Annotated in this window: 22 protein-coding genes; 12 read left to right on the top strand and 10 right to left on the bottom strand. The window is 31.5% G+C overall.

Annotation, left to right across the window (positions count from 1 at the left end; all coding sequences use genetic code 11):
* Positions 1-59 precede the first annotated feature (59 nt).
* Positions 60-275: a hypothetical protein gene (locus LQ622_RS02875; RefSeq protein WP_037588914.1), complete on the bottom strand. Its 216-nt coding sequence runs from the start codon at positions 273-275 to the stop codon at positions 60-62.
* Positions 276-787: 512 nt separating this feature from the next.
* On the opposite strand from LQ622_RS02875, the gene LQ622_RS15145 reads away from it, so the two are divergent.
* Positions 788-919, top strand: a complete 132-nt coding sequence (locus LQ622_RS15145; RefSeq protein ID WP_345773277.1) for a putative holin-like toxin — start codon at positions 788-790, stop codon at positions 917-919.
* A 165-nt stretch (positions 920-1,084) separates the two neighbouring features.
* On the opposite strand, the gene LQ622_RS02870 is transcribed toward LQ622_RS15145, so the two are convergent.
* Positions 1,085-1,570 (bottom strand): tetratricopeptide repeat protein, encoded by a 486-nt coding sequence (locus LQ622_RS02870; RefSeq protein WP_239774697.1) that lies wholly within the window; start codon positions 1,568-1,570, stop codon positions 1,085-1,087.
* Between the two features lie 158 nt (positions 1,571-1,728).
* Here LQ622_RS02870 and LQ622_RS02865 point away from each other — a divergent pair, with 158 nt between their 5' ends.
* The 6 genes from LQ622_RS02865 to LQ622_RS02840 all read left to right on the top strand — a co-directional run bounded on the left by LQ622_RS02865 (position 1,729) and on the right by LQ622_RS02840 (position 5,547).
* Entirely contained in the window at positions 1,729-1,935 is a 207-nt protein-coding gene (locus LQ622_RS02865; protein WP_204255049.1) for a hypothetical protein, read from the top strand.
* A 299-nt stretch (positions 1,936-2,234) separates the two neighbouring features.
* Positions 2,235-2,342, top strand: a complete 108-nt coding sequence (locus LQ622_RS02860; RefSeq protein ID WP_239774696.1) for a putative holin-like toxin — start codon at positions 2,235-2,237, stop codon at positions 2,340-2,342.
* Positions 2,343-2,856: 514 nt separating this feature from the next.
* Positions 2,857-3,324, top strand: coding sequence for a GNAT family N-acetyltransferase (locus tag LQ622_RS02855; RefSeq protein WP_239774695.1), 468 nt, complete (start codon positions 2,857-2,859; stop codon positions 3,322-3,324).
* Positions 3,325-3,358: 34 nt separating this feature from the next.
* Complete coding sequence (locus LQ622_RS02850) at positions 3,359-4,087, top strand: alpha/beta hydrolase (RefSeq protein WP_239774694.1); 729 nt, start codon at positions 3,359-3,361, stop codon at positions 4,085-4,087.
* A gap of 107 nt (positions 4,088-4,194) precedes the next feature.
* The gene (locus LQ622_RS02845) at positions 4,195-4,767 is read left to right on the top strand and encodes a LysE family translocator (RefSeq protein WP_239774693.1); all 573 of its coding nucleotides are present in this window, start codon (positions 4,195-4,197) and stop codon (positions 4,765-4,767) included.
* A gap of 15 nt (positions 4,768-4,782) precedes the next feature.
* Positions 4,783-5,547 carry an AraC family transcriptional regulator gene (locus tag LQ622_RS02840; RefSeq protein ID WP_239774692.1) on the top strand — a complete coding sequence of 255 codons (765 nt, stop codon included), beginning with the start codon at positions 4,783-4,785 and terminating at the stop codon, positions 5,545-5,547.
* A 56-nt stretch (positions 5,548-5,603) separates the two neighbouring features.
* Here LQ622_RS02840 and LQ622_RS02835 read toward each other — a convergent pair whose 3' ends face one another.
* Entirely contained in the window at positions 5,604-6,542 is a 939-nt protein-coding gene (locus tag LQ622_RS02835) for a 1,4-dihydroxy-2-naphthoate polyprenyltransferase (RefSeq protein WP_025905471.1), read from the bottom strand.
* Between the two features lie 205 nt (positions 6,543-6,747).
* Between LQ622_RS02835 and LQ622_RS02830 the strand changes: the two genes are divergently transcribed.
* Genes LQ622_RS02830 through menB form a run of 4 tightly spaced genes read left to right on the top strand, consistent with a single transcriptional unit; the run spans position 6,748 to position 11,360 of the window.
* On the top strand, positions 6,748-8,082 hold the full coding sequence (locus LQ622_RS02830) for an isochorismate synthase (RefSeq protein WP_239739650.1): 1,335 nt from the start codon (positions 6,748-6,750) through the stop codon (positions 8,080-8,082).
* Positions 8,083-8,084: 2 nt separating this feature from the next.
* The gene (menD, locus tag LQ622_RS02825; protein WP_206167216.1) at positions 8,085-9,764 is read left to right on the top strand and encodes a 2-succinyl-5-enolpyruvyl-6-hydroxy-3-cyclohexene-1-carboxylic-acid synthase; all 1,680 of its coding nucleotides are present in this window, start codon (positions 8,085-8,087) and stop codon (positions 9,762-9,764) included.
* Positions 9,745-10,566: a 2-succinyl-6-hydroxy-2,4-cyclohexadiene-1-carboxylate synthase gene (gene menH, locus LQ622_RS02820; protein ID WP_239774691.1), complete on the top strand. Its 822-nt coding sequence runs from the start codon at positions 9,745-9,747 to the stop codon at positions 10,564-10,566. The genes menD and menH overlap by 20 nt, the downstream gene beginning before the upstream one ends.
* Positions 10,539-11,360, top strand: coding sequence for a 1,4-dihydroxy-2-naphthoyl-CoA synthase (menB, locus tag LQ622_RS02815; RefSeq protein WP_025905467.1), 822 nt, complete (start codon positions 10,539-10,541; stop codon positions 11,358-11,360). Before menH ends, menB begins: the two co-directional genes overlap by 28 nt.
* 550 nt (positions 11,361-11,910) lie before the next feature.
* Here menB and LQ622_RS02810 read toward each other — a convergent pair.
* A complete protein-coding gene (locus LQ622_RS02810) occupies positions 11,911-13,509 on the bottom strand; it encodes a M20/M25/M40 family metallo-hydrolase (protein ID WP_159315208.1) in 1,599 nt (532 codons plus the stop codon).
* A gap of 15 nt (positions 13,510-13,524) precedes the next feature.
* Positions 13,525-14,682, bottom strand: coding sequence for an aminotransferase class I/II-fold pyridoxal phosphate-dependent enzyme (locus LQ622_RS02805; RefSeq protein WP_239774690.1), 1,158 nt, complete (start codon positions 14,680-14,682; stop codon positions 13,525-13,527).
* A 126-nt stretch (positions 14,683-14,808) separates the two neighbouring features.
* Between LQ622_RS02805 and LQ622_RS02800 the strand changes: the two genes are divergently transcribed.
* Positions 14,809-15,345: a hypothetical protein gene (locus LQ622_RS02800; RefSeq protein ID WP_025905464.1), complete on the top strand. Its 537-nt coding sequence runs from the start codon at positions 14,809-14,811 to the stop codon at positions 15,343-15,345.
* A gap of 52 nt (positions 15,346-15,397) precedes the next feature.
* Here the strand turns inward: LQ622_RS02800 and LQ622_RS02795 are convergent, their stop codons facing one another.
* The 5 genes from LQ622_RS02795 to LQ622_RS02775 all read right to left on the bottom strand — a co-directional run bounded on the left by LQ622_RS02795 (position 15,398) and on the right by LQ622_RS02775 (position 23,269).
* Positions 15,398-16,399, bottom strand: a complete 1,002-nt coding sequence (locus tag LQ622_RS02795; RefSeq protein ID WP_126477792.1) for an acyltransferase family protein — start codon at positions 16,397-16,399, stop codon at positions 15,398-15,400.
* A gap of 148 nt (positions 16,400-16,547) precedes the next feature.
* A complete protein-coding gene (locus tag LQ622_RS15025) occupies positions 16,548-20,264 on the bottom strand; it encodes an N-acetylmuramoyl-L-alanine amidase (RefSeq protein ID WP_275590360.1) in 3,717 nt (1,238 codons plus the stop codon).
* A 119-nt stretch (positions 20,265-20,383) separates the two neighbouring features.
* Complete coding sequence (locus LQ622_RS02785; protein ID WP_239739643.1) at positions 20,384-20,806, bottom strand: GNAT family N-acetyltransferase; 423 nt, start codon at positions 20,804-20,806, stop codon at positions 20,384-20,386.
* Positions 20,807-21,472: 666 nt separating this feature from the next.
* Entirely contained in the window at positions 21,473-21,952 is a 480-nt protein-coding gene (locus LQ622_RS02780; RefSeq protein WP_204167961.1) for a DUF2538 family protein, read from the bottom strand.
* Between the two features lie 18 nt (positions 21,953-21,970).
* Positions 21,971-23,269 (bottom strand): LCP family protein, encoded by a 1,299-nt coding sequence (locus LQ622_RS02775; RefSeq protein WP_239774689.1) that lies wholly within the window; start codon positions 23,267-23,269, stop codon positions 21,971-21,973.
* Positions 23,270-23,360 lie beyond the last annotated feature (91 nt).

Here is a 23,360-nt window from a genome sequence, read left to right as displayed (position 1 = left end):
TAATATGAAATGAGTCAATTTATTATACGCTTCTTTGATATTTTAAAAATTTTTCACGCTTACTTAAGTTGCTTTTTGATTTGCGAAATGAAACTTGAAATTGAGATAACAATTCCTGTTGTTAAAATGAATAAAATAACTACGACAAATGATTTTAAAATCATTGAGTTGCTATATAATAATGCATGGATAAATTGAGCGTAGATTATAATACAAATTGGTAAAATACCCGCAAAAATACCTACAGATAAATTATTATCTTTTTGTTCTATCACTATTAATCACCCCTTGCGTAATAATGAAGTAATTTATGTCGAAAGTTAAATATATTTGACATAAAACTAACACATTCTTTATAGGTTTATACTTTTATATATTTTTAAAATAAAATTTAATGCAATCTAAAACTGGGTAAAAAAATATAACCTTAACTTATATTGCATAGTAAGATAGGGTCTTTATTTTTATGAATTATTAATTAGTTATAAAACTAAAAAATATCATTATCTATCTTTGGCATGTTAAATGGCTATTTTTATAGTAATTAATATAGTCACCGTCTTTAAAATGGCTCATAGGACAACGTGTTATATAACGTTGTCATTCAATTATATAATATCATAATTTAGAATATTTTGTCTATTATGGTCGTAAATGTATTTAACAAATACTGGTAATTTAGTATAATATAACAGAGCAAGTTGGATAGATGGTGGCCAATCTTAGTATAAAGTGAGGTGATGCTTATGAAAGTATCAACAAAATCTTTAGAAAGGAGTAGGCTATAGTGGTTCCGATTAGCGAAGCGCTAAACTTAATGTTTAGTTTCGGTAGTTTTATCCTACTATTATTGGGTTTAGTGATCGCGATTGTTAAATTGAACCAAAAAAATAAACCATCTCTTACAACTTTTGACTAGTTTGAGATGATTTATTCTATCATTTATAAATACGGTCACCGTCTTTATAACGGGCTCATTGGACAGCGTGCAGTAACACGTTGTCCTTTTTCAGATAAATTATAACACAATTTGGCAATATTTGTCTATTTTGTAGTCGGATTATTACGGGTGACTTTCTCTATATCAATTGAATATTTTATCTAGATTTTCGTTGTAAAATGTCAAAGCGTTTTTATATTCGTAAATCTCAGCATTATCATCATTTGTTAGCAATGTATCAATTAATAGTGAAACAGACTCCTGATTCTTATTCATATTATAATTTGTAATAGCAAGGAATATTTTTAATACAGGGCTGTCTTCAAATTTTGTTAATCCTTCATTTAAAATCTGCTCAGCTTCTTTGTATTTGCCAATACTTCTATAAGTACTTCCCAAACCTATATAAGCATCTTTTAGATATATTAGGTCTAAATTGTTATTAATAGCTTTATGATAATAATTAATAGCCTCGTGTTCGATTCCTAAATTATCTAGACACCATGCCATTTGATAATTGTAATATGCATTGTTAGGATCTTTACTTAATATACCTTCCATTTTTTCTTTTGCTTTTATATATTCTTTCTTTGATCTTAATTCGATAACTTCGTCTATCGTATTCGTCATCATAAACCCCTCCAATAAGATAATATTACACTATGTAATTAATCTTATCCATACACTTTATTATATCCAATTTATGTAAAATGTATTTACAAATTACAACCAAAAATTATAATAAATAAAAAGAGCTAATTTTCGTTTTATAGAAAGGGGAAGGAAAGTTGAAAAGAAAAATAAATAAAACGGGAATTGTAGTATGTCTTATTTATTGTTTTGTTATGTATTTTATATTAAGTATGTATGATCAGCATATTGGCAACCATGACAATAATACACACTATGTATTATTACCAATAGGTGTAGTAATAATAAAAATTATTTTTGAATATATCATTAAGAAAGATATTTTTGATAAAGAACAAAAGTAAAAAAATAACCATCTCTAACTTTGGAATGTTTAGATGGTTATTTTTGAAATCATTTAAATAAAGCCACCGTCTTTTAAACGGGCTTATTGGACAACGTGTAGTAGCACGTTGTCTTTTCACTTCTATAATATCGCAAATTGGGATAATTTGTCTATTAAGGTTATAAATGTATATAACAAATACTAGGAATTTGGTATAATATAACAGAGCAAGTTGGATAGATGGTGGCCGATCTTAGTATAAAGTGAGGTGATGCTTATGAAAGTATCAACAAAATCTTTAGAAAGGAGAAGGCATTTATGATTCCAATTGTAGATACAATTAGACTGATGATGGATTTCGGTACTTTTATCGTTGTCTTAATCGGTTTAGTTATTGCAATTGTAAAATTAAATCATAAAAAATAAACCATCTCTTACAACTTTAGACCTGTTAGAGATGATTTATTTAATCTTTAATTTATGGTCACCGTCTTTATAACGGGCTCATTGGCCAACGTGTTGGAGCACGTTGGCCTTTTTCAATTGGATTATAACATAATTTGGTAGAATTTGTCTATTGTGAAAAATTAATGATTAAGAGGTGTGATTGATATGAAAAAGGTGTCAAGATTATTAACAATTATTAATATTATTACAAATATTGTAGGAACGGTATTGATAATAGCAGGAATGATTAAACGTTCAAAATAATGCTAGTGAAATGATTATTGAGTTTATTATGGACGGAGTGTGATTGATTTGAAAGCAAGTATAAGTATTCGTAAAACGACGAAGAAAGAGAAGATTGAATCGCTCGTTGCTGTGAATATTTTAATTTTAGGGATTATGTTTATTAAGTGGTTAAACAAATAATTGTATTTTTGTTTCTAATTTATAGAAGTGTATAATGAACCTAAATATAGAGATGGGAGGGGATTATATGACTGTTGAATTAAGATTAATGGAAATGCAGGACTTTAATGATTTTTATGAGGTTTCTTTGAAAGAATTTGCTGATGAACAAGTGAAAAGTGGATCTTGGTCCGTTGAAGAAGCGGATGAGAGAGGTAGAGCATATTTTAAGAAACTTCTACCTGATGGTTTACATACGGAAGGTCATAAAATTTTTAATATCTTTAATGAAGGGGATAAGATAGGTATTTTATGGCTACATGTATTCGAGAAAGACCATGTATTAAAGAGTTTTATTTATGATATTAAAATTGACGAATCTGAAAGAGGTAAAGGCTTAGGTAAAATGACGATGCAAGCTTTAGATGAGTATTGCAAGGAACATGACATTAAAAGTATTCGACTCCATGTTTTCGGTCATAATCAAATTGCGTATGAGTTATATAAAAAAATGGGATTTGAAACGACAAACTATTATATGGAAAAAGCGTTATAATAGAGATATCGAAATTGAAATCGGAGTGATTTGATTGTTGAAATTGAAAGAATCTCAAAATGTATTTTTAAAAGGTGGAGATGAAGCAGTTATATTATTGCATTCATTTACAGGTACAGTAAGAGATGTAAAAGCTTTAGCAGAGTTTCTAAACGAAGCGGGATATACTTGCTATATTCCAGCTTATAAAGGACATGGATTAAGTTTAGAAGGTTTATTAGCCTATACGACAAATGATTGGTGGGAGCAGGTACAAGAGAGTTATCATTATTTAAAGGATAGTGGACATGAATCCATTCATGTGCTCGGTGTTTCATTAGGTGCGCTTATGTCTTTAAAACTTGTCGAAACATTTGATGTGAAGAAATGTATAGCAATGTCAACACCTCATAATAGAACAAATAATGATATTAAAAGAAGGCTTTATCATTATGGAGAAAGAATTAATCAGATCCAAGGTTTAGATGAAGATGAAAGCAAACGTCAACTTGCACTCATTGATGATTATGATGAAGGTGCACGTCTTTTTACATCATTTATAGAGGATATTATGAATCATTTAGACGCAGTAAATATACCTATCTCTATAAAGTATGGAGAATTAGATCAAACATTCTATCAAGATAGTGCTGAGAAAATATATCATGATATAGCATCAGAACATAAAGAATTAAAAGCCTATAAAAATGCAACACATTTAATGACAAGAAGTGACGATAAAGAACAAATTGAACAAGATATACTTGAGTTCTTAAAAAAATAAGACCATGCCAACAAATATTGGCATGGTCTTATTTTTGTGTGAATGCAATTTTGTACTATATCAATTTTGACATTATTGAGAAAATACAAAGATATTGGAGGGATTCGATGAGTACATTATCATTTTTATTTTACTGTTTTATGATTACTTTCACACCTGGACCTACAAATATCGTAATATTAACGACAACTCAAAATTACGGTACTAAAAAAGCTTTACAGTATACGTACGGTTCTACTGTAGCATTCTTTTTAATTTTGTTATTATCTGCAATATTTAATACAATACTCGTAAACATTATGCCAAATATCATATTTACGATGAAAATTATTGGAACAATATATATGTTATATTTGGCATATCAGATTTTAAACGCGTCAAAATCACATAATGATACAAATTACGGTAACTTTACATCTGGGTTTGTTATGCAATTTCTAAATCCTAAAGTTGTATTATTCTGTTTAACGGTTTTACCGAGCTTTGTTTTAAAAGCAGACTCTACTTTTAACGATGTGTTTCTTAATGTAACTATCATAACGATTATTGGATTTTTAGCATTTGCGTCTTGGCTCTTATTCGGTACGGTTCTGAAAAGATTTATAGATCAACATTTGAAAGTTTTTAATGTAGTTATGTCAATGGCACTAGTTATGGCGACATTATTAATTTGGATATAGATAAGGAGGGGTTATATGGATAATTTTTTGTATAAAAAGCGTATAGGTGTTACAGCATTATTAGCTCAAATGAGCGAGTTTAAATATAAAAAACATGCGCATAAAGAATATGCACTTGGTGTAACATTAGATGGTATTCAACACTATACTTTAGATGGTGCAGAATATTTGTCTTACCCAAATAATGTTATGTTCTTTAATCCGGAACAAATTCATGATGGTAGTTCTTTTGACAAGAAAGATCTTAAATACACAATGATTTATTTAGAGCGAGAACATATTCTTGGAAATGATAACATACCGCAAAATATAATTTTCAATAAACCTATATCAAATGACCAAAATTTAAAAAACAAAATTATCCATCTCTCTAATGCCATTTTAACGAATCAAGAAGATGCTTATGTATTAGAACAATTATTACAAGTTAATGATGCTTTGTTGAATAATGATATAAATGTAGCTCCTAAAGATAACAGGCTCATAAATATGGCGAAGAATATTATAGAAAGCCACTTGTTTGATACATTAAATGTAGAAATGATCAGTCTAGAATTAAATATGACTCAATATCAATTTATTCGCTATTTCAAAAAATATACTGGCTTCACACCTTATCAATATTATTTGAATAGAAAGGTAGAGCAAGCTAAATTAAATTTAGAAATGACTAAAGATATTTATGCTGCTGTTACAAACTGTGGGTTTGTAGACTTATCGCATTTAAATAAAAACTTTAAGAAAATATATGGTATAACAGCTTTTGAATATTTAAACTAACTTATATAAATTAAAAAAGAGGCTGGACATTGTCCAAGCCTCTTTTTAATGATGTTTTATAATCCACCTAATAAACCACTAATATATACACCAAGTGCTAATAACAATCCGAAGATTGTGTTTGCTTTACCTGTTGCTGCCATTGCAGGCATCATTGTTTGTGGTGTGTCATTTTTATTAAATCGACGTACGGCTTTGATTGGGAATGGTGCAGATATTAAGACGAGCAACCATAATAGAGAGCCGTATGGTTTAAATAATGCTAAGTAAATAACAAAGACATATGCGAAAATATATAGAATTGCCATAGTCATGATGGAAAGTCTTTTACCGACTAAGATTGCGTAAGTCTTTCTACCACTTTGTTTGTCTTTTTCGCGGTCTCTAATGTTATTTGCTAAGTTGATAAGTCCAATTGTAATAGAAACTGGAATACTTAATAATGCTGGATAAAAGCTTAAAGTACCTGTTTGTATATAGAATGAAATCATAACAATTACAAATCCCATGAAGAATCCAGCGAATATTTCACCGAATGGCGTCCATGAAATAGGGATTGGTCCACCTGTATAGAAATAACCGATTGCCATACAAACTAATCCTATTGGTATTAATAGCCATGTACTTTGCATGCATATGTAAATACCTAATATGACAGCTATAACATAGAATGCTATCGCTAAATTATAAACGGATTTAGGAGACATACCATTTCTTACGATTGCCCCTCCGATACCAACAGAAGTATGGTCATCTAATCCACGCTTATAATCAAAGTATTCATTAAACATATTAGTTGCTGCTTGTATTAAAATACTTGCGAGTAACATTGCTAATACGACTGAAATTTTAATGGATGCTTCAGCACCTGTTAAAAAAATCTTTGATGAAGCGGTACCTAATAGTACAGGAACAAATGATGCTGTAAGGGTATGTGGTCTCATCAAATGATAATATTTTTTCAAGCCTGAATGCTGTGATAAATTTTGTGACATGTATTTACCTCTTAAATTTATATTTTTGACAGTATTAGTATATGCTTTCGCTATCAATTGGTCAATCACTGTAATTGTGTAAAATTTTAATTTATATTCTGTATTTAAAGTACAATATTAACGCATGTTGACTTAAAAAATGATAAAATAAGTAGATAGATATTTTTCGGAAAGAAGTGGAAGTGAAATGGCCTTGAGGACGGATTTGAAGCAACAGATAATTTCTGAAATCGATGGAAATAAAAATTATATTTCAGTTGAAATTGAGCTTCAATATCAACCAGATTTAATCCATTTATTAAGGGAAGAAATCAATTATACAGGACAACATTTTTATTACAAATCTAAAGATTCTAAATTAGAAATGTGTGGAATTGGATATTTATTAGAAGCTAGGTATTCGCATCTAGAACATGATGATATATATGAATACTGGCAAAATATTAAAGAACAATTAAATACGATTAAGTTACATGATGAAAAGCACCATCTAAAATTCTTTGGTGGCTTTCAATTTTCTGAGCATTCATTAACGAATGAATGGAAAGATTACGGGATGAGTCATTTTGTATTGCCGAAATATTTGGTAACAAAAGAAAATGGTCATTATTATCTTACTTATACGGATCATAGTAACAAATTCGATATCGACAACATTCACGAAGTTATAAATATTTTAGAAACAGAAAATAAAAAAATCGAATCGAGTGAACCTGTAGTAGTGGAAAATAAAGATATTCAAAGTGAAGAATGGAAAGCGTTAGTTACTAAAGTTGTTTCACAAATGAATCAATCTGTAGCACTACAAAAAGTCGTACTATCCAGAAGAAGACAAATCGAATTTGAAGATCGTGTTAATGTTGAAGATGCATTACAAAGGTCATTAGATTCAAATGAATCAAGCTATTTATTGCTATTTGAGTCAGGTAAATCCCAATTTATTTCACAAACGCCTGAACAACTGTGCCAAATAGAAGATGGTAAACTATATACAAATGCAATTGCTGGTACGATTTTAAGAACAGAAGATGAAACAAAGAATGATGAATTAAAAGATGAGCTTCTTAATGATTCTAAAAATCAATTTGAACATCGTTATGTAGTGGATAGTATTATTCATGATATTCAATCATTTACGAAACACATTGAATACGATAAAAAGCCAACCATACTTACTAACAAGCATTTATATCATTTATATACGAAAATACAAGCAGATTTACTATCTGAAAATGTATTAGAAATTGTTAATCAATTGCATCCAACGCCAGCATTAGGAGGGTTTCCTAAAGTTGAAGCGATAAAATTTATAGAACATGAAGAGTTTGGTACAAGAGGATTTTACGGTGCACCATTAGGTTATATCGATCTAGAAAACAATGGTGAATTTGTTGTATCTATTCGATCTATGTTAGTGAACAATCATACTGCAACATTGTATTCAGGTTGTGGTATTGTAAAAGATTCTGAAGCAATATCTGAGTTTGAAGAAACAGACTTAAAATTTAAACCAATGTTGAAAGCACTAGGAGTGATGTAGAATTGAGTACACATACTGAAAGTCTCACTAAACAAGTATTTACATTTGTTTCTAAATTATATGAATATGGTGTCGATGATGTTGTTATTAGTCCTGGATCACGATCTACACCATTAGCAATAGCTTGTGAAAGACATCCACATTTAAAAACATGGGTTCATCCAGATGAAAGAAGCGCAGCATTTTTTGCACTTGGCATAATTAAAGCAAGTCAAAAGCCTGTCGCAATCATTTGTACCTCAGGAACAGCTGCATCAAATTATATGCCAGCAGTATCTGAAGCATTTATTAGTCGATTACCACTTGTTGTTGTAACAAGTGATAGACCACATGAATTACGTAATGTTGGTGCACCTCAAGCAATCAATCAAGTAAATATGTTCCAAAACTTTACGAAGTTTCAATTTGATATGCCTATAGCTGATGACTCAGAGGGTACATTAAATGCAATTAATATGAATATGATTAAAGCTGAAAAACATTTTGTTGGTCCACAAAGAGGGCCTGTACATTTTAATTTTCCATTTAGAGAACCATTAATTCCTAATGTGAAATTAAGAAGATATTTGTCTTCTAAACGAAAATTAGAAACAAAATATCAAAAATCGATTGATTTTACGAGTATACAAACATATATCGAAAAACCAAGAGGTGTCGTTATTGTAGGAGATACACAAGGTCAAGATTTATCTCAAATATTAACTTATTCAGCGATTCATAATATTCCTATATTAGCTGATCCATTAAGTAATTTAAGAAAATTAAATCATCCAAATGTGATTTCTACTTATGATGCATTATTCAAAGGTGGTTTAAGTATTGAACCACAATTTATTATTAGAGTGGGGCAACCAGTCGTTTCGAAACATTTAAACAATTGGTTAAAAGAAGTTAAATGTCCGCAAATTCTTGTGCAAAATAATGATACACCTGATGCTTATCCTAAAGTACCAACGATTTCAGTGGAACTAAGTCCAAATGATTTCTTCAGACAAGCTCAAGATGTATCACCAACTCAAAACAAGAATTGGTTAGAAAAATGGTTAACTATGGACAAAGAAGCAAGTGCATTGATTGAAAAATATATCGAAGAAGAAACAGATGAAGGTGCTGCAGTCGGTAGTTTATTGAAAAAAATGACCTCTAAAGATACTGTATTTGTTGGTAATAGTATGCCAATAAGAGATGTCGATACATTTAATTTAAACTCAAAAGCTGAAATAGCTGCTAATAGAGGTGCAAATGGTATAGATGGTGTCGTGTCGACTGCACTTGGTATGTCTGTATATAAAAAAGTTACACTTATCATTGGTGATGTTTCATTCTTCCATGATATGAATGGCTTGATAATGAGTAAACTACATGATTTAGATATTACAATTGTGTGCTTAAACAATAATGGTGGGGGCATCTTCAATTACTTAGCACCAAAAGAAGAAGCACCTGAACATTTTGAGAAATTATTCGGTACGCCACTAGATTTAGATTTCCAACATGTTGCACATCTATATGAGTTAGGTTATGAAAAATTTGAAAGCGTTTCTGATTATAAGAAACAAACATTACCTCAATTCGGTTCTTATTTATACGAAATTCTAACGAATAGAGAAGAAAATACCGCAACACATAGACAACTTTTTGAACAAATGAAAGGTATCCAATATGTTAAATCACCACGTTAAGTCGTATGATGAACTTAAACAGTCTATTATTTTATTACACGGCTTCATCAGTGATCATACATCATTTCATTTAGTTGAGCGTACGTTAAGTAACCAAGGCTTAAATGTCATAACCATTGATTTACCTGGACATGGACATGATGAATCAAGTTATGATGAAATATGGTCAATGGATTTTATTGTCTCTAAGATTAAAGAAGTCATTGATTATTTAGAGCTTAAAAAGGTCTATTTGCATGGATATTCAATGGGTGGGCGTGTTGCGTTAAGCTTTGCTGTGCAATACCCAGAGTTATTAAACGGCTTGATTTTAGAAAGTGCTAGTCCAGGACTTAAAGATCCATCAGATAAACAGAATAGAATTGAAGTCGATCATAATAGAGCAGCGCGCATTCATGAAATTGGATTACCTAAGTTTGTCGAGGAATGGTCTAAACTTCCATTATTTAATAGTCAGTCTATACTTTCTACTGAAGAAAGAGAACGTATTAAACAAATGAGACTTTCTCAAAATCCTAATGGCTTAAGTAAAGCACTAAAAGATTATGGTACAGGTTCACAACCATCCAATTGGCATCATTTGAATACAATGACTGTGCCAACTTGTATTATCGTCGGTCAAAAAGATGAAAAGTTTATTCAAATAGGTAAACAAATGAACGAAAGTATAAAAAATAGTAAATTTTATATTGTTAATGATGCTGGGCACACAATTCATGTGGAACAACCCTCAAAATTTGATACAATAATAATAGAATTTATTTTAGGAGGCAAATTATGTCAAGACAATGGGAAACTATAAAAGAATATAAAGAAATTAAATATGAATTTTTCGAAGGTATTGCTAAAATTACAATCAACCGTCCAGAAGTACGTAATGCATTCACACCTTTAACAGTTCAAGAAATGATCGATGCTTTCTCTAGAGCTAGAGATGATGAAAGAGTAGGTTCTATCATCTTAACTGGTGAAGGCGACTTAGCATTCTGTTCAGGTGGAGACCAATCTGTTCGTGGACATGGTGGTTACGTTGGCGATGACCAAATTCCAAGATTAAATGTATTAGATTTACAACGTCTTATCCGTGTAATTCCTAAGCCAGTAGTAGCTATGGTTAGAGGATATGCTATTGGTGGTGGACACGTACTACATATCGTATGTGACTTAACAATTGCCGCTGAAAATGCAAGATTTGGTCAAACTGGACCTAAAGTAGGTTCATTCGATGCTGGTTATGGTTCAGGCTATTTAGCAAGAATTGTTGGACATAAAAAAGCACGTGAAATTTGGTTCTTATGTCGTCAATACGATGCACAAGAAGCGATTGATATGGGTCTTGTAAATACAGTTGTACCATTAGATAAAATAGAAGATGAAACAGTTCAATGGTGTAAAGAAATGATGCAACATTCACCAACTGCATTACGTTTCTTAAAAGCTGCTATGAACGCTGACACTGATGGATTAGCTGGTTTACAACAATTTGCTGGTGATGCAACATTATTATATTACACTTCAGACGAAGCAAAAGAAGGAAGAGACGCTTTCAAAGAAAAACGTCAACCAGACTTCGATCAATTTCCTAAGTTTCCTTAATATTGATACAAAAAATAAGAGGTTGAGACATTTTATAATGTCTCAGCCTTTTTTATGGAAAAAATATCTGTATATGAAGTGTTTTATGTTGCTTGTTTGGGTAGTCTTGCAATATAGGAGTCACCTATTTATCTTGTTTGGTCAGTCTTGATAAATACAGGGCGCCTATTTATCTTGTTTGGGTAGTCTTGATAAATACAGAGCTTCTATTTATCTTGTTTGGCCAGTCTTGATAAATACAGAGCGCCTATTTATCTTGTTTGGCCAGTCTTGATAAATACAGAGCGCCTATTTATCTTGTTTGGCCAGTCTTGATAAATACAGAGCGCCTATTTATCTTGTTTGGCTAGTCTTGATAAATACAAGGTCCTCCAACATTGCTAGTCACCCTCCACTTGCAATATTTAGACCTCCAACATTGCTAGTCACCCTCCACTAGCAATATTCAGCCCTCCAACATTGCTAGTCACGCCCCACTTGCAATGTTCAACACTATATTTCTGAAAATATGAAAAAGAGTCTAGAACATTTCTGTCCCAAACTCTTATTTTTATAATAAATGTTTTCTTATAACTTGCTCGATAATAGAAGGTATTTCTTCAAACGCACTTTTCATGTTGATACGTTCTGTTACTTGATGAGCATCTTTACCGATAGGTCCAATATTTATGACAGGTGCACTTATTTCTTGTATATCTTTAAATGGTATAAAGTATGATTGATTAAAGACAGGTGTTTGCTCAATATAGCTTTCAAATCCTAAATCGTCTTGTCTATATTTGGCATAACTCAGATCACTAATACCATTAAAGAAATATTGTCTTTTTGACACTCTATCAAACTGTTTTAAAGATGTTTCACTAACAGTTTGGACGATTTCATCAATAAATGGATCTTCAGAAGAGTGTGCAGCAGGATAATAAGGTGGTGCAAAGAATGTCACGACACTTGGTCCTAAACCTTTCAGCATATGCATAAATCGATCCGTAATTTCTATTGATTGTGCTCTTTCATCAGGAATTTCATGAACAATTTGTTCAATGATTTGATTAATTTTACTTTCACCATACTCTTTTATTGCAAGTGCTTTTAATTCTTTGAAAGTTAAGATATTAATGGATAACTTTTTATCAAAGCCCTCGGATTTTAATGTTTCTTGATATGCTTTTTCACAATTGTGAATGGCATCTTTAACAACATCATTAAAAATTTTAAAAGCTTGTTCTGCATTTCTGTTAAATAAGAATACATTATATAATGAAACAGTTCTAAATGGTGTTTGAACGTCATAATGATCTTTAATATCTCTACTCATGAGAGAGACAGGAAGCGGTGTCGTTTCATCTTTATATGTTTCTTTAAACAAAGTACAGTATTCCATTTTGCTATTAATAAAGCTTTGTATATAGTTCGAACTAATACCATTCAATGGTTGTCCAACATGTGTTTCTTTACCATAGCATAATACTGAAGGCATGATTTTGCCTATTGTACCTGAATAAACATAATGATTTGGGTCATTTTCTGCTTGTGAAAAAGTAGGTTCACTGTTTAAATGTAAAGCTATATCTAAATGGTCTTCTTTACGAATTTGATTGAGCTTTTGAACGGCAGCATGCATACCTTTAGACTCAACTTCTTCATCAGGTACTGAAACTACGATTATGTTAATATCCCATGATTCTTGGATTGCTTTTTCTATCAGAGACATATGTATCATAAGACCTGGTTTCATATCCATTGAACCACGTCCGAATAAATAATTTTGTGTTTGGATATCTTTTTTAGCATCAGGCGTTAAGTATTTCATATCTTGTCGAAATTTCTCTGTAATTTTATCCATATCAAAAGCATCATCTTTATATTCGCTATAATCATCGATACCGACCGTGTCAAAATGACTTATACAAACGAGCGTTTTTTTAGATTGTGGCGCTTTGTAATATGCAAGAACTGCATGACGACCATCCCCAGTCGGTTGCAGCATAACTTGATCAGCATTACGCTTAAAATAATCTAACTTTAAGTATTGATCTCTTAAAAAGTAAGGAAAAGTCTTTTCTCCTTCTGAATGTGTTATAGATTGATGTCTGACCAAGCTTTTAAGTAAATCGCTTCTATCTTCAAACGTTTGCCATAATAAATTCATTGTGTTCCAGCCCCTTTAAAATAGTTCTTGAATCATTCTTTCTAATCTATTCAGTCCTTCTTCAAGTGCTTTTAAATTGTAAGCATATGAAATTCTAATATAGCCTTTGCCAATATGGGTGAAAGCTGAACCAGGTACAATCGCGACGTGGTAATCTTCAAGTGCTTTCATACAGAATTCATAATCATCCATTCCGAAATGTGATATTTGCGGAAAAATATAAAATGCACCTTGAGGTTTTTCATTTAATTTAAAGCCGATTTCAATTAATCGCTTGTATACATAATCTCTGCGTTCTATGTACGCTTTATTCATTTCTTTAGGTGAATTAATTGCATTTGTTAATGCTTCAATTGCAGCATATTGGCTCGGTACATTTGCACAAATACAATTATAGGCATGTACAAATGTTAATTGTTTCATAACATATTGTGGTCCTAATAAAAAGCCAATTCTAAGGCCAGTCATTGAATGAGACTTACTCAAGCCACCTAGTAAAATACATTGATCTTTGATTGCATCATATGAAGCGAAAGATGTATGCGTTTGATTAAATGTATTCTCAGCATAAATCTCATCGCTGACTATATAAATAGGGTAGTCTTTAAATACATCAACAAGTGCTTCTACTTCTTGTTGATTCAGCGTAATACCAGTAGGGTTATTAGGATAATTCAGCAAGATAGCTTTCGTCTTATCAGTAATATGAGATTTAACTAATTCAGGTGTTATTTTAAGGCCAGTTTGGGTAGTATCTATGTATATAGGTTTAGCGCCTAACAATTCGATAAGGGGGACATACCCAGCATATACTGGTGAAGGAATTAATACTTCATCGCCATGTTCAAGAATCCCTCTTAATGTCGTGTCTAACGCTTCGCTTGCACCATTAGTGATGAGGATTTCATCCGTTTCAAATGAAGCATTGAAGCGATTTTTATAATATTGTGCAACGATTTTTCTCAATTCTGGTAAACCAGCATTATGAGAATAAGATGTAAAGTTATGATCAATTGCATCTTTCATTGCATCTTTAACACTTGTTGGTACAGGAAAGTCAGGTTGACCAACTGTTAAGTTAATCACATCATCAATTTCAGGTATACGGTTAGATATCGCTCTAATTCCAGACACTTGAAGTTGAGATGCAAATTTATTTAATGGTAATTGCATTTTTTTCACCTCTTCAAAACGATAGTTTAATTATAACTTTAAAAAGCATACAAATAAATGAATATAGCAAAAATTTAGAAAACGTATTACAATAAGGGAAACATTACAATAATAGGGGATGTTTATATGGTGAATTTAGCTAATATGAATCAACGATTAAAGTTACTACTATCTTTAAATATTTTTGATTGGTTACCACATCCAACGTTTGTATTGATACAAAATAATGATGAACAATGGATGGTTTCATTTGAAGAAGATTCAATACATATTTGTAGAGCAGAAGCTCAATTACCACATTTTCATCGATATTATTTCGGGCAAGATAATCGACTTATTAAGAATGCGCAATTCCATATTAAATTTAAAGTGAAAGAAGAACTATCGTTAGACGAAAGAAAATTTGTTTCTGATTTTATGCAACCAACGTCTAAAAAAGAGAATCCAATATTATTTATTCAGTCAGATACACCGTATACGCAAGAGTGGGTAGATTATTTAACATACTTATTAAGTGCGAGCTATGAAGTATTAGAGAATCTTTATAATAACAATCATGAGTTAGCGCCCATTACACATAAACATGTTCAAATACCAGCATATTTATTGAATAGTGAAGATAAATTTATAGGCACGATATCTTATGCAACATTAATTAGATAAACAAAAAAGCCAATCCTAAAGTTAAGTACTCAATGGATTGGCTTTTCTATATTTATTTTTTCTTTTTTGGTGGCTTTTTAATGTTAACAACGGGATTTGCGTAATGTCTTACAAGATCGCTACTAAAGAAGTAAACAATAGCAATTGTTATAAGAATGATTGCAATCCAAACATAAGGTTGGTCTAATAACATTTGATCCCATTCTTTCGAACGGAATAGACCTACGAAAAGGCCGTGTAGTAAATAAATAAACATTGTTCTTGAACCAATATAAGTTAATGGTAATTTACGTTCTGGTATTAAGTTTAAGAAACTAAATGTTGAAACGAAAATGACGACATATATGAATAATCTTTTTAATGCACTATAAACGTCTACATCGCCTTCAAGTGCAGAGTAAGGTTTGCTACCAAATAACCATTCAAAGTTATAATCAGTTAGTAAATAAGCGATAAAAATAACAATTAAACTAATAGAAGATAACCAAATATGTTTTTTATTTCTTAAAATTAATGACTGTTCTTTATTAATATAATAGCCTAATAGGAAAATTGGGAAGAATACAAATGTTCTTGATAGACTAAGTTTTGCATTAATAAAGTCAAAATAACCAACAACTAAACCTAATAATATTGCTACTGTAAATGTGATATATGGATTGAAGTTTCTCACAAAATGCAAAATAATATGCCATGAGAATAAACTTACTAAGAACCACATTGCCCATTGTGGATCGAAGGGACTAATATTTAATGTATCGTCTCTATCAATATAGTAGTAATATAAACCATAAAATAATTGGAATATTAAATAAGGTAGTAAGAGTTTGATTGTAATTTTTTTTATGTAACCTGGTTTTCCTACACCTTTAGCAAAGAATCCTGATATCAGTACGAATGCTGGCATATGGAAACTATAAATAAACATATATAGTGCTTTGAAAATATGACTTTCATTAACATAAGATCTTGTTAAATGACCGAATACAACTAACACAATTAAGAAAAATCGTGCGTTATCAAAATAATGGTCTCTTTCTTTTTCGTTTGCCATGAAAAGTGCTCCCCTAAAACGATAATCTACAAATTACTTGAAATGTAGATTATAAATTAAATTTTTCAAAAGTACAAATAATTTTATTTCGTTAACACTATAAAATCAAACCAATGCCTTATTAAAGGCATTGGTTTTTACTTTAATATTATGCTTTATATTGGTCGACATCGTAATATTGACCGTCTGTTTGAATCTGTTGATAGAAGTCGCTAATTCGTTTTGCATTAGACTTAGCGAAGTCTATGCCTGTTGCATATTGATGAACCCCTGGATTTTGTGGATTAAATCTCATTTTATAAAGTGTGTTTTGTCCTGATTTAATGTAATTATTAGCTATAAATTGAGCACCACCTAGGATTGCTTTTTCAGGTGTGTTCCATCCTGCTTGTTGAGCATATTTAATACCGCCGTATAATGCATTTTTATCAATAGCGCCAACACCAAACATATTATAATATTTTGTTTGTGCATTTAAATCAACATTACCATTTTGGTCAATTGCTCCGCCGTTAGCTAAATCACTTGTACCGTTACCAGTTTCTAATAATGCATGTGAAATTAAATAAATTTCATTAATACCTACTGCTTTTGCAGCTTGGCTAAAGGCACTACCTTGATTTTCAAGAATTCCTTTTCCACGTAACAAGTCATTTAGTTTAGTTACTGAAATATTTTGAGATTTGTTTAAGTCTAAAAATTGATATTTTTGAACTGGATCGTTTACATACTTACTTGTATCCATTGCATCTTTAACTTCAGCTCTAGTAGCATTTCTAATACCACTTGCTAATACTTTTTTAGGTTCAGAACCATTTCTTAATGCCATTTGAATATCAACAGCTTGATCTAACGTGTATGGGCTAGTTGAAATATTTGTTGATTCTGTAGCGAGTTGTAAATACTTAGCGTTAATCCATACAGTTTTACCATTTAATAAACCTTTATACCATAATTCATTACCAACTTTTTGAGATGTAATCACTTTAAAGTATGAATATTGATAGTTTTGTAATGAACCGAGTAATGTCTTTTTAGATACTGAAGGTTCACTATAGAAATATCCACTGTTATCAAAAATTAAGTAGTTTTGATAATTCTCTTTTAAGACAATAGGTTGATTGTTAACAGCACTTGATTTTATAGCATTAGTCTTTTTAGGTTGAGCAACAGTTGGTTTATTAACAACTTTTGGTTGTGTTGTTACTTTTTGCAATTGAATGTCTTTAGCGTTTACCCATCCTAATGGAATAGCATTATTATCTTGAAGTAGATAATATGTTTGATTGTTATAAGTTGATTGTTTACCAATCTTGAATGTTTTTCCTGCTTTGTTGATTGCAGGTACAGTTTTTTGATCATATACAGAAGTATATACACCAGAAATATTTTTATTAACTTTACCTAAATAGTTAACACGAACTGTTTTAGCAACTGCGTTTGCCTTTGTTGTCTTAGAAGCAACAGGTTTCGGAGTTGCTTTAGGTTTTGCAGTGTTAGAAGCAACAGGTTTAGAAGTTGCTTTAGGTTTCACAGTGTTAGAAGCAACAGGTTTAGAAGTTGCTTTAGGTTTTACAGTGTTAGAAGCAACAGGTTTAGAAGTTGCTTTAGGTTTTACAGTGTTAGAAGCAACAGGTTTAGGAGTTGCTTTAGGTTTTACAGTGTTAGAAGCAACAGGTTTAGGAGTTGCTTTAGTATTATTTTGCAGTTGAATATCACTAGATTTCACCCAACCTAAAGGTGTACCGTTATTATCTTGTAATAAATAATATACTTGGTTGTTATAGTTAGATTGTTTACCGATATTAAATGTTTTACCAACTTTGTTAGCAGCTGATTTCGTTTTAGTATTATATACTGAACTATAGACACCTGATGCATTTGTATTAACTTTACCTTTATAGTTAACAACTACTGTTTTAGCAGGACTCGCTACAGGAGTAGTCGTTTTAGGCTTAGAAACTACAGGTGTAGAAGTCTTAGGTTTAGAGACTACAGGTGTAGTAGGTTTTGGCTTAGAAACTACAGGCGTAGTAGGTTTAGGCTTAGAAACTACAGGTGTAGTAGGTTTTGGTTTAGAGACTACAGGAGTAGTCGTTTTAGGTTTAGAAACCACAGGCGTAGTAGGTTGAGTTGCGCTACCTGTTTTATATAAATATTTTTCTCGTACTAAATCTACAAGTTCATTAAAAGTATAATTATTTTCAGCAAACCAACCATATGGATCACTATGATCTGTGCCGCCTAAATATCTTGAAACGGCATCATGAGACCATAAAGTACCAGTACCATCATTTTCAGCACTATCAAATGGTAAGCCATAATATGATAAGTTTGTTGCGATATAATCTGCATAATTGTTAATAGAGCGAGCAAAACGATCTCCGCCATAAACACGAACTAATTCAACATGTATAAATCGTTCATTTGCGACACCACCAGCACCCCAAGCTAAGTAATCAGTTGGCGCAACTTCAATAATATTATTATCATCTACAAAGGCATGTACAAAAGCACTTTCGTAGTTGTTTTTCATATATGCAATTTCACCTTGAATTGTTGAATTAGGATTTGCAGTTTCATGTGCAATAATTCCTTCAGGTTTACCAACACCATTACGATATGGAATTTTAGGAATATGACTTGAAAAATCTTCAACATATGTCGGAACAGCATAATTATTATTTCTAATTTGACTATTTATTGATGAACTTACTGTAGGACTATAAGAACTAGTAGTAGCTACTGCTTTTTTAACAACAGGCGCACTACTTACAGATCTAAATGCAAAAGTGCTAACTCGTGGTTGAACACTAGCAGTTTCTAATTGAACTTTGTCGTTTTGAGTACTAGTAGCCGCTTCAGTATTTTGAGCATCATTAGTAGAAGTAGGCTGAGTTGAATCTTCAGAAACTTCTTCGTTGTTCGCAACTTCAGTATTACCTTCAGTAGACGTTACATCTGTGTTTTGCTCTTCCTCGTTAGAAGTAGGCTGAACTGAGTCATCAGAAACTTCTTCGTTGTTTGAAACTTCAGCATTATCTTCAGTAGTAGCTACATCAGAATTTTGCTCTTCTTCGTTAGAAGTAGGTTGAGTTGAATTTTCAGAAACCTCTTCGTTGTTTGAAACTTCAGAGTTATCTTCAGTAGAAGCTACTTCAGAGTCTTGTTTTTCTTCGTTAGAAGTAGGTTGAACTGAGTCATCAGAAACTTCTTCATTATTAGTAGCTTCAGAGTTATCTTCAGTAGACGTTACATTAGTGTTTTGGTCTTCTTCGTTAGAAGCAGTTTGTGCTGTATCTTCAGAAACCTCTTCAATGTTTGTAACTTCAGTATTATCTTCAGAAGAAGCTACTTCAGAGTTTTGCTCTTCTTCGTTAGAAGTAGGTTGAGTTGAATCTTCAGAAACTTCTTCGTTGTTTGAAACTTCAGCATTATCTTCAGTAGACGTTACATTAGTGTTTTGCTCTTCTTCGTTAGAAGTAGGTTGAACTGAGTCATCAGAAACGTCTTCGTTGTTTGAAACTTCAGCATTATCTTCAGTAGAAGCTACATCAGAATTTTGCTCTTCTTCATTAGAAGTAGGTTGTACTGATTCAACAGCTGTATTTTCCACTTCTTGTTTTGGTTCATCAATGATAGAAGGATCTTTATATTCTTTCGTACCTGAAACGTTTAAAGATTGGCTTTTTAATTCTTTTTGTTCATCTTGAATTTGACTAGCATTATCGTGTTGTTCAATGATGTTTTTATTTTCTTTGTTTGTTGTTTGTTCTTCTGCATTAACTTGATGTGTTACAAGCGTAGTACCTGCTAATGTCATTGCTACAAGTGCGGGGGTTTTGTAATAGAATTTTTTATCCATAAACAATCTCCTTTTGTATAGGTATTTATTTATAAACAGTATAAGGCTTTTTAATATTAAAAGATGAACTTTTTATGAAATGTAATGTAACTTTAATATTTGAGATATTAATAATTTATCTAAAATGTTAGTTTCATAAAATAGTGAGGAATGTTTTCTTCTAAGAATTCTTCGCCTTCAGTTTTATAACCTAATTTTTCATAGAAACCTTTAGCGTGAGATTGTCCATTAAGTACAGTACCCTTGTATCCATCTTCACTAGCTTTTTCGTTAATAAAATTCATTACATCTTTGCCGTAACCAAATTTTCTATAAGGTTTTAAAACAGCAACTCTTTCTACTTTCGCATATCCATCTTTATAATTTCTAAAACGACCTACCGCAGCTGGTTTATCATCGTGATATAGAACAACATGCTTAGAAACATTTTCAAATTCATCTATCTCTGCATCTAAAGAAACACCTTGTTCCTCAACGAAGACAGTTTTTCTAATATTTAATCCATCTTGTATATCTTTTTCGCTTTCTGCTATTTTAATCATTGTGATACCTCCATTGTGTTGATTCAATTTATTATACATTATGATTATTCTAATTGATGTAGTAAATAAAAAACTCAATAAATATTTGGTAAAAAGAACTTGTATTTATCAAGATTGACTAAACAAGATAAATAGAGCCGTTGTATTTATCAAGACTGACTAAACAAGATAAATAGAGACGTTGTATTTATCAAGATTGACTAAACAAGATAAATAGGGACGTTGTATTTATCAAGACTGACTAAACAAGATAAATAGGGACGTTGTATTTATCAAGACTGACTAAACAAGATAAAATGAATCTCTAATATTGCAAGTGGAGCATGATTAGCAACATAGAGGGTCTGAATATTGCAAGAGGAGGCTGACTAGCAACATAGAGAGTCTGAATATTGCAAGAGGAGGCTGACTAGCAACATAGAGAGTCTGAATATTGCAAGAGGAGGCTGACTAGCAACATAGAGAGTCTGAATATTGCAAGACGAGGACAACTAGCAACATAGAGAGTCTGAATATTGCAAGACATCCCAAACAAGCAACATAGATCACTCGTATATTGCAAGACAATCCAATCTAGCAACATTCACACTATATTTTCACAATAAGTCCATCTTATTTCTGTTCACACAAAAAAGCTGAACCACTTTATACGGTTCAGCTTTTAATTTATATCGTTTGTACTGCTTGTCTTCTAACGATTGCGGTATATTGCCAAAATAATCTTAATTGGTGAATGTTCCAATTTGTCATACCCATTGTATAACCGCTTGGTGTGAATATTTGAATTTGGCTTGTTTCTAGTGCTGCTGCTACTAGATATTGTAAATGAACGCTTAATGATTTCATTTCTTCTGTTAAGCCTGTTTCTGTATATACCCATGAAAAAGGTAGGGGGTTATCAAAGATATTGATAACGTTAAATATTTCTGGGATGGCAATGATGTAACAAGCGCCATCTACAATTGGATCGTTGTTTGCTTGATTATAGTATAGTAATAACGCTTCATAATTCTCATGATGTTCGTGATTAACATAGTACAAATTTTGTCTGAAGTGAGACAAATCTCCAGAATGAATGATTTGATTTTCAAGTGCATCAAACATTGTATTGATTTGTTCATATTTTTCATATGTTTTACGTTGAATCATAATTTGCCTCCTTTCCTAGTAAACTTCTGGACCAGGTTGTTGAGCGCTTAGATCTGGTGCTTGACCACTTTGATCTGGTGTTGGTTGTTGTGGTACTTCTTGTGATGGTACTTCTTCTGTAGGTGTTTGTTGTACAGGTTGTTGTACAGGTTGTTCTACAGGTTGTTCGGATGGTTGCTCAGACGGTTGTTCAGTCTGCTGCTCTGTTGTTTCTTCAGTATCAGGTTCTATAGCTGGTTCAACTGTTTCAGCTGAATCGTTGTCACCTGATGTGTTTCCGCTCTTTAGACTTTTCTTAGATACTTCGATATAAGGTGTTAAATCACCATACGCTTGAATCATAAGATAATTCATCAATTCTGTTTTCTTAGTTTTAGGTAAGTTTAAGTCTTTTCTAAGTTTATTAGAAAGTTCTAATAAATTATCTAAGTCAGGATTGAAGAAGTAAACACCATTGAAATTAGCATCAGTTCCTGTAATTTGTTCTGTTTTGATTTTTACTTTACTTGATGAATAAGTCGTTGCTAAGTTTTGAATATCTTCAAATGTGAAATTGTGTTTCGCATTTTTACCAACGATTTTAACTAAGTCATCTAATTTATTAATTGAATTTGTTTCTTGAGCTTTTTTGATAATGGCTTTAATCATTTCCATTTGACGTTTACCACGCTCTAAATCTGAATCTTGTTTTCTTGAACGAACAACTGCAAGTGCTTCGTCACCAGATAAATTACGTTTACCTTTTTTAACTTTAATACGTCCTTTATCTTCTGTGTTAGGCTCGTTTAAATCAAATGGCACATCATATTCAATACCACCAAGCTCATCTACAACTTCAACAAAAGCTTCCATATTAATTCTTGCATAGTAATCTACTGGAACGTTCAAAGTACTTTCAACACTTTCCATTGAACCTTCTGGCCCATCTATTGCATGAGCGTGCGTGATTTTATCATAATATTTTACGGCTGGTATATAACTTAATGTATCACGTGGAATACTAACCATACGTATTTGCTTTTTATCTCTATTAAATGTTGTATAAATCATAGCATCCGTACGAGATTGGTTAGCTTTTTGACCACCTTCACGTCTTGATGTACTATCATCTATACCTAAAAATAATACCGACACATGATCTAAACTAGGATCTACTGGCTTATCTCTTAAAGATGATTTGCTTTTTTTAGAATCAAGAAATGAATCATTAATCGCACCTTTAGTTTCAAGATAAAGCATGAGTCCAAATACTACGGGTAGAATCATGAGTACTATTGACATCAAAAGTAAACCTATTTTTGCAAATCTTTTCATATTATATATTTACCCTTCTATTCGTATTGTGTTTTGAAATATCTATTTTTGCATATTATACATCATATATGATTATACAAGTAAAATTCAA

Source organism: Mammaliicoccus sp. N-M50 (genome assembly GCF_022386995.1).
Classification (GTDB): domain Bacteria; phylum Bacillota; class Bacilli; order Staphylococcales; family Staphylococcaceae; genus Mammaliicoccus; species Mammaliicoccus sciuri_A.
This window is presented reverse-complemented; position numbering and strand designations above follow the sequence as displayed.

Bases quoted from the DNA above. Each gene is read 5' to 3' on its own strand.
- LQ622_RS02870 (WP_239774697.1), bottom strand. From the start codon at position 1,570: ATGACGAATACGATAGACGAAGTTATCGAATTAAGATCAAAGAAAGAA.
- LQ622_RS02860 (WP_239774696.1), top strand. From the start codon at position 2,235: ATGATTCCAATTGTAGATACAATTAGACTGATGATGGATTTCGGTACT.
- LQ622_RS02855 (WP_239774695.1), top strand. From the start codon at position 2,857: ATGACTGTTGAATTAAGATTAATGGAAATGCAGGACTTTAATGATTTT.
- LQ622_RS02845 (WP_239774693.1), top strand. From the start codon at position 4,195: ATGAGTACATTATCATTTTTATTTTACTGTTTTATGATTACTTTCACA.
- LQ622_RS02840 (WP_239774692.1), top strand. From the start codon at position 4,783: ATGGATAATTTTTTGTATAAAAAGCGTATAGGTGTTACAGCATTATTA.
- LQ622_RS02835 (WP_025905471.1), bottom strand. From the start codon at position 6,542: ATGTCACAAAATTTATCACAGCATTCAGGCTTGAAAAAATATTATCAT.
- menH (WP_239774691.1), top strand. From the start codon at position 9,745: ATGTTAAATCACCACGTTAAGTCGTATGATGAACTTAAACAGTCTATT.
- LQ622_RS02810 (WP_159315208.1), bottom strand. From the start codon at position 13,509: ATGAATTTATTATGGCAAACGTTTGAAGATAGAAGCGATTTACTTAAA.
- LQ622_RS02805 (WP_239774690.1), bottom strand. From the start codon at position 14,682: ATGCAATTACCATTAAATAAATTTGCATCTCAACTTCAAGTGTCTGGA.
- LQ622_RS02800 (WP_025905464.1), top strand. From the start codon at position 14,809: ATGGTGAATTTAGCTAATATGAATCAACGATTAAAGTTACTACTATCT.
- LQ622_RS02795 (WP_126477792.1), bottom strand. From the start codon at position 16,399: ATGGCAAACGAAAAAGAAAGAGACCATTATTTTGATAACGCACGATTT.
- LQ622_RS15025 (WP_275590360.1), bottom strand. From the start codon at position 20,264: ATGGATAAAAAATTCTATTACAAAACCCCCGCACTTGTAGCAATGACA.
- LQ622_RS02785 (WP_239739643.1), bottom strand. From the start codon at position 20,806: ATGATTAAAATAGCAGAAAGCGAAAAAGATATACAAGATGGATTAAAT.
- LQ622_RS02775 (WP_239774689.1), bottom strand. From the start codon at position 23,269: ATGAAAAGATTTGCAAAAATAGGTTTACTTTTGATGTCAATAGTACTC.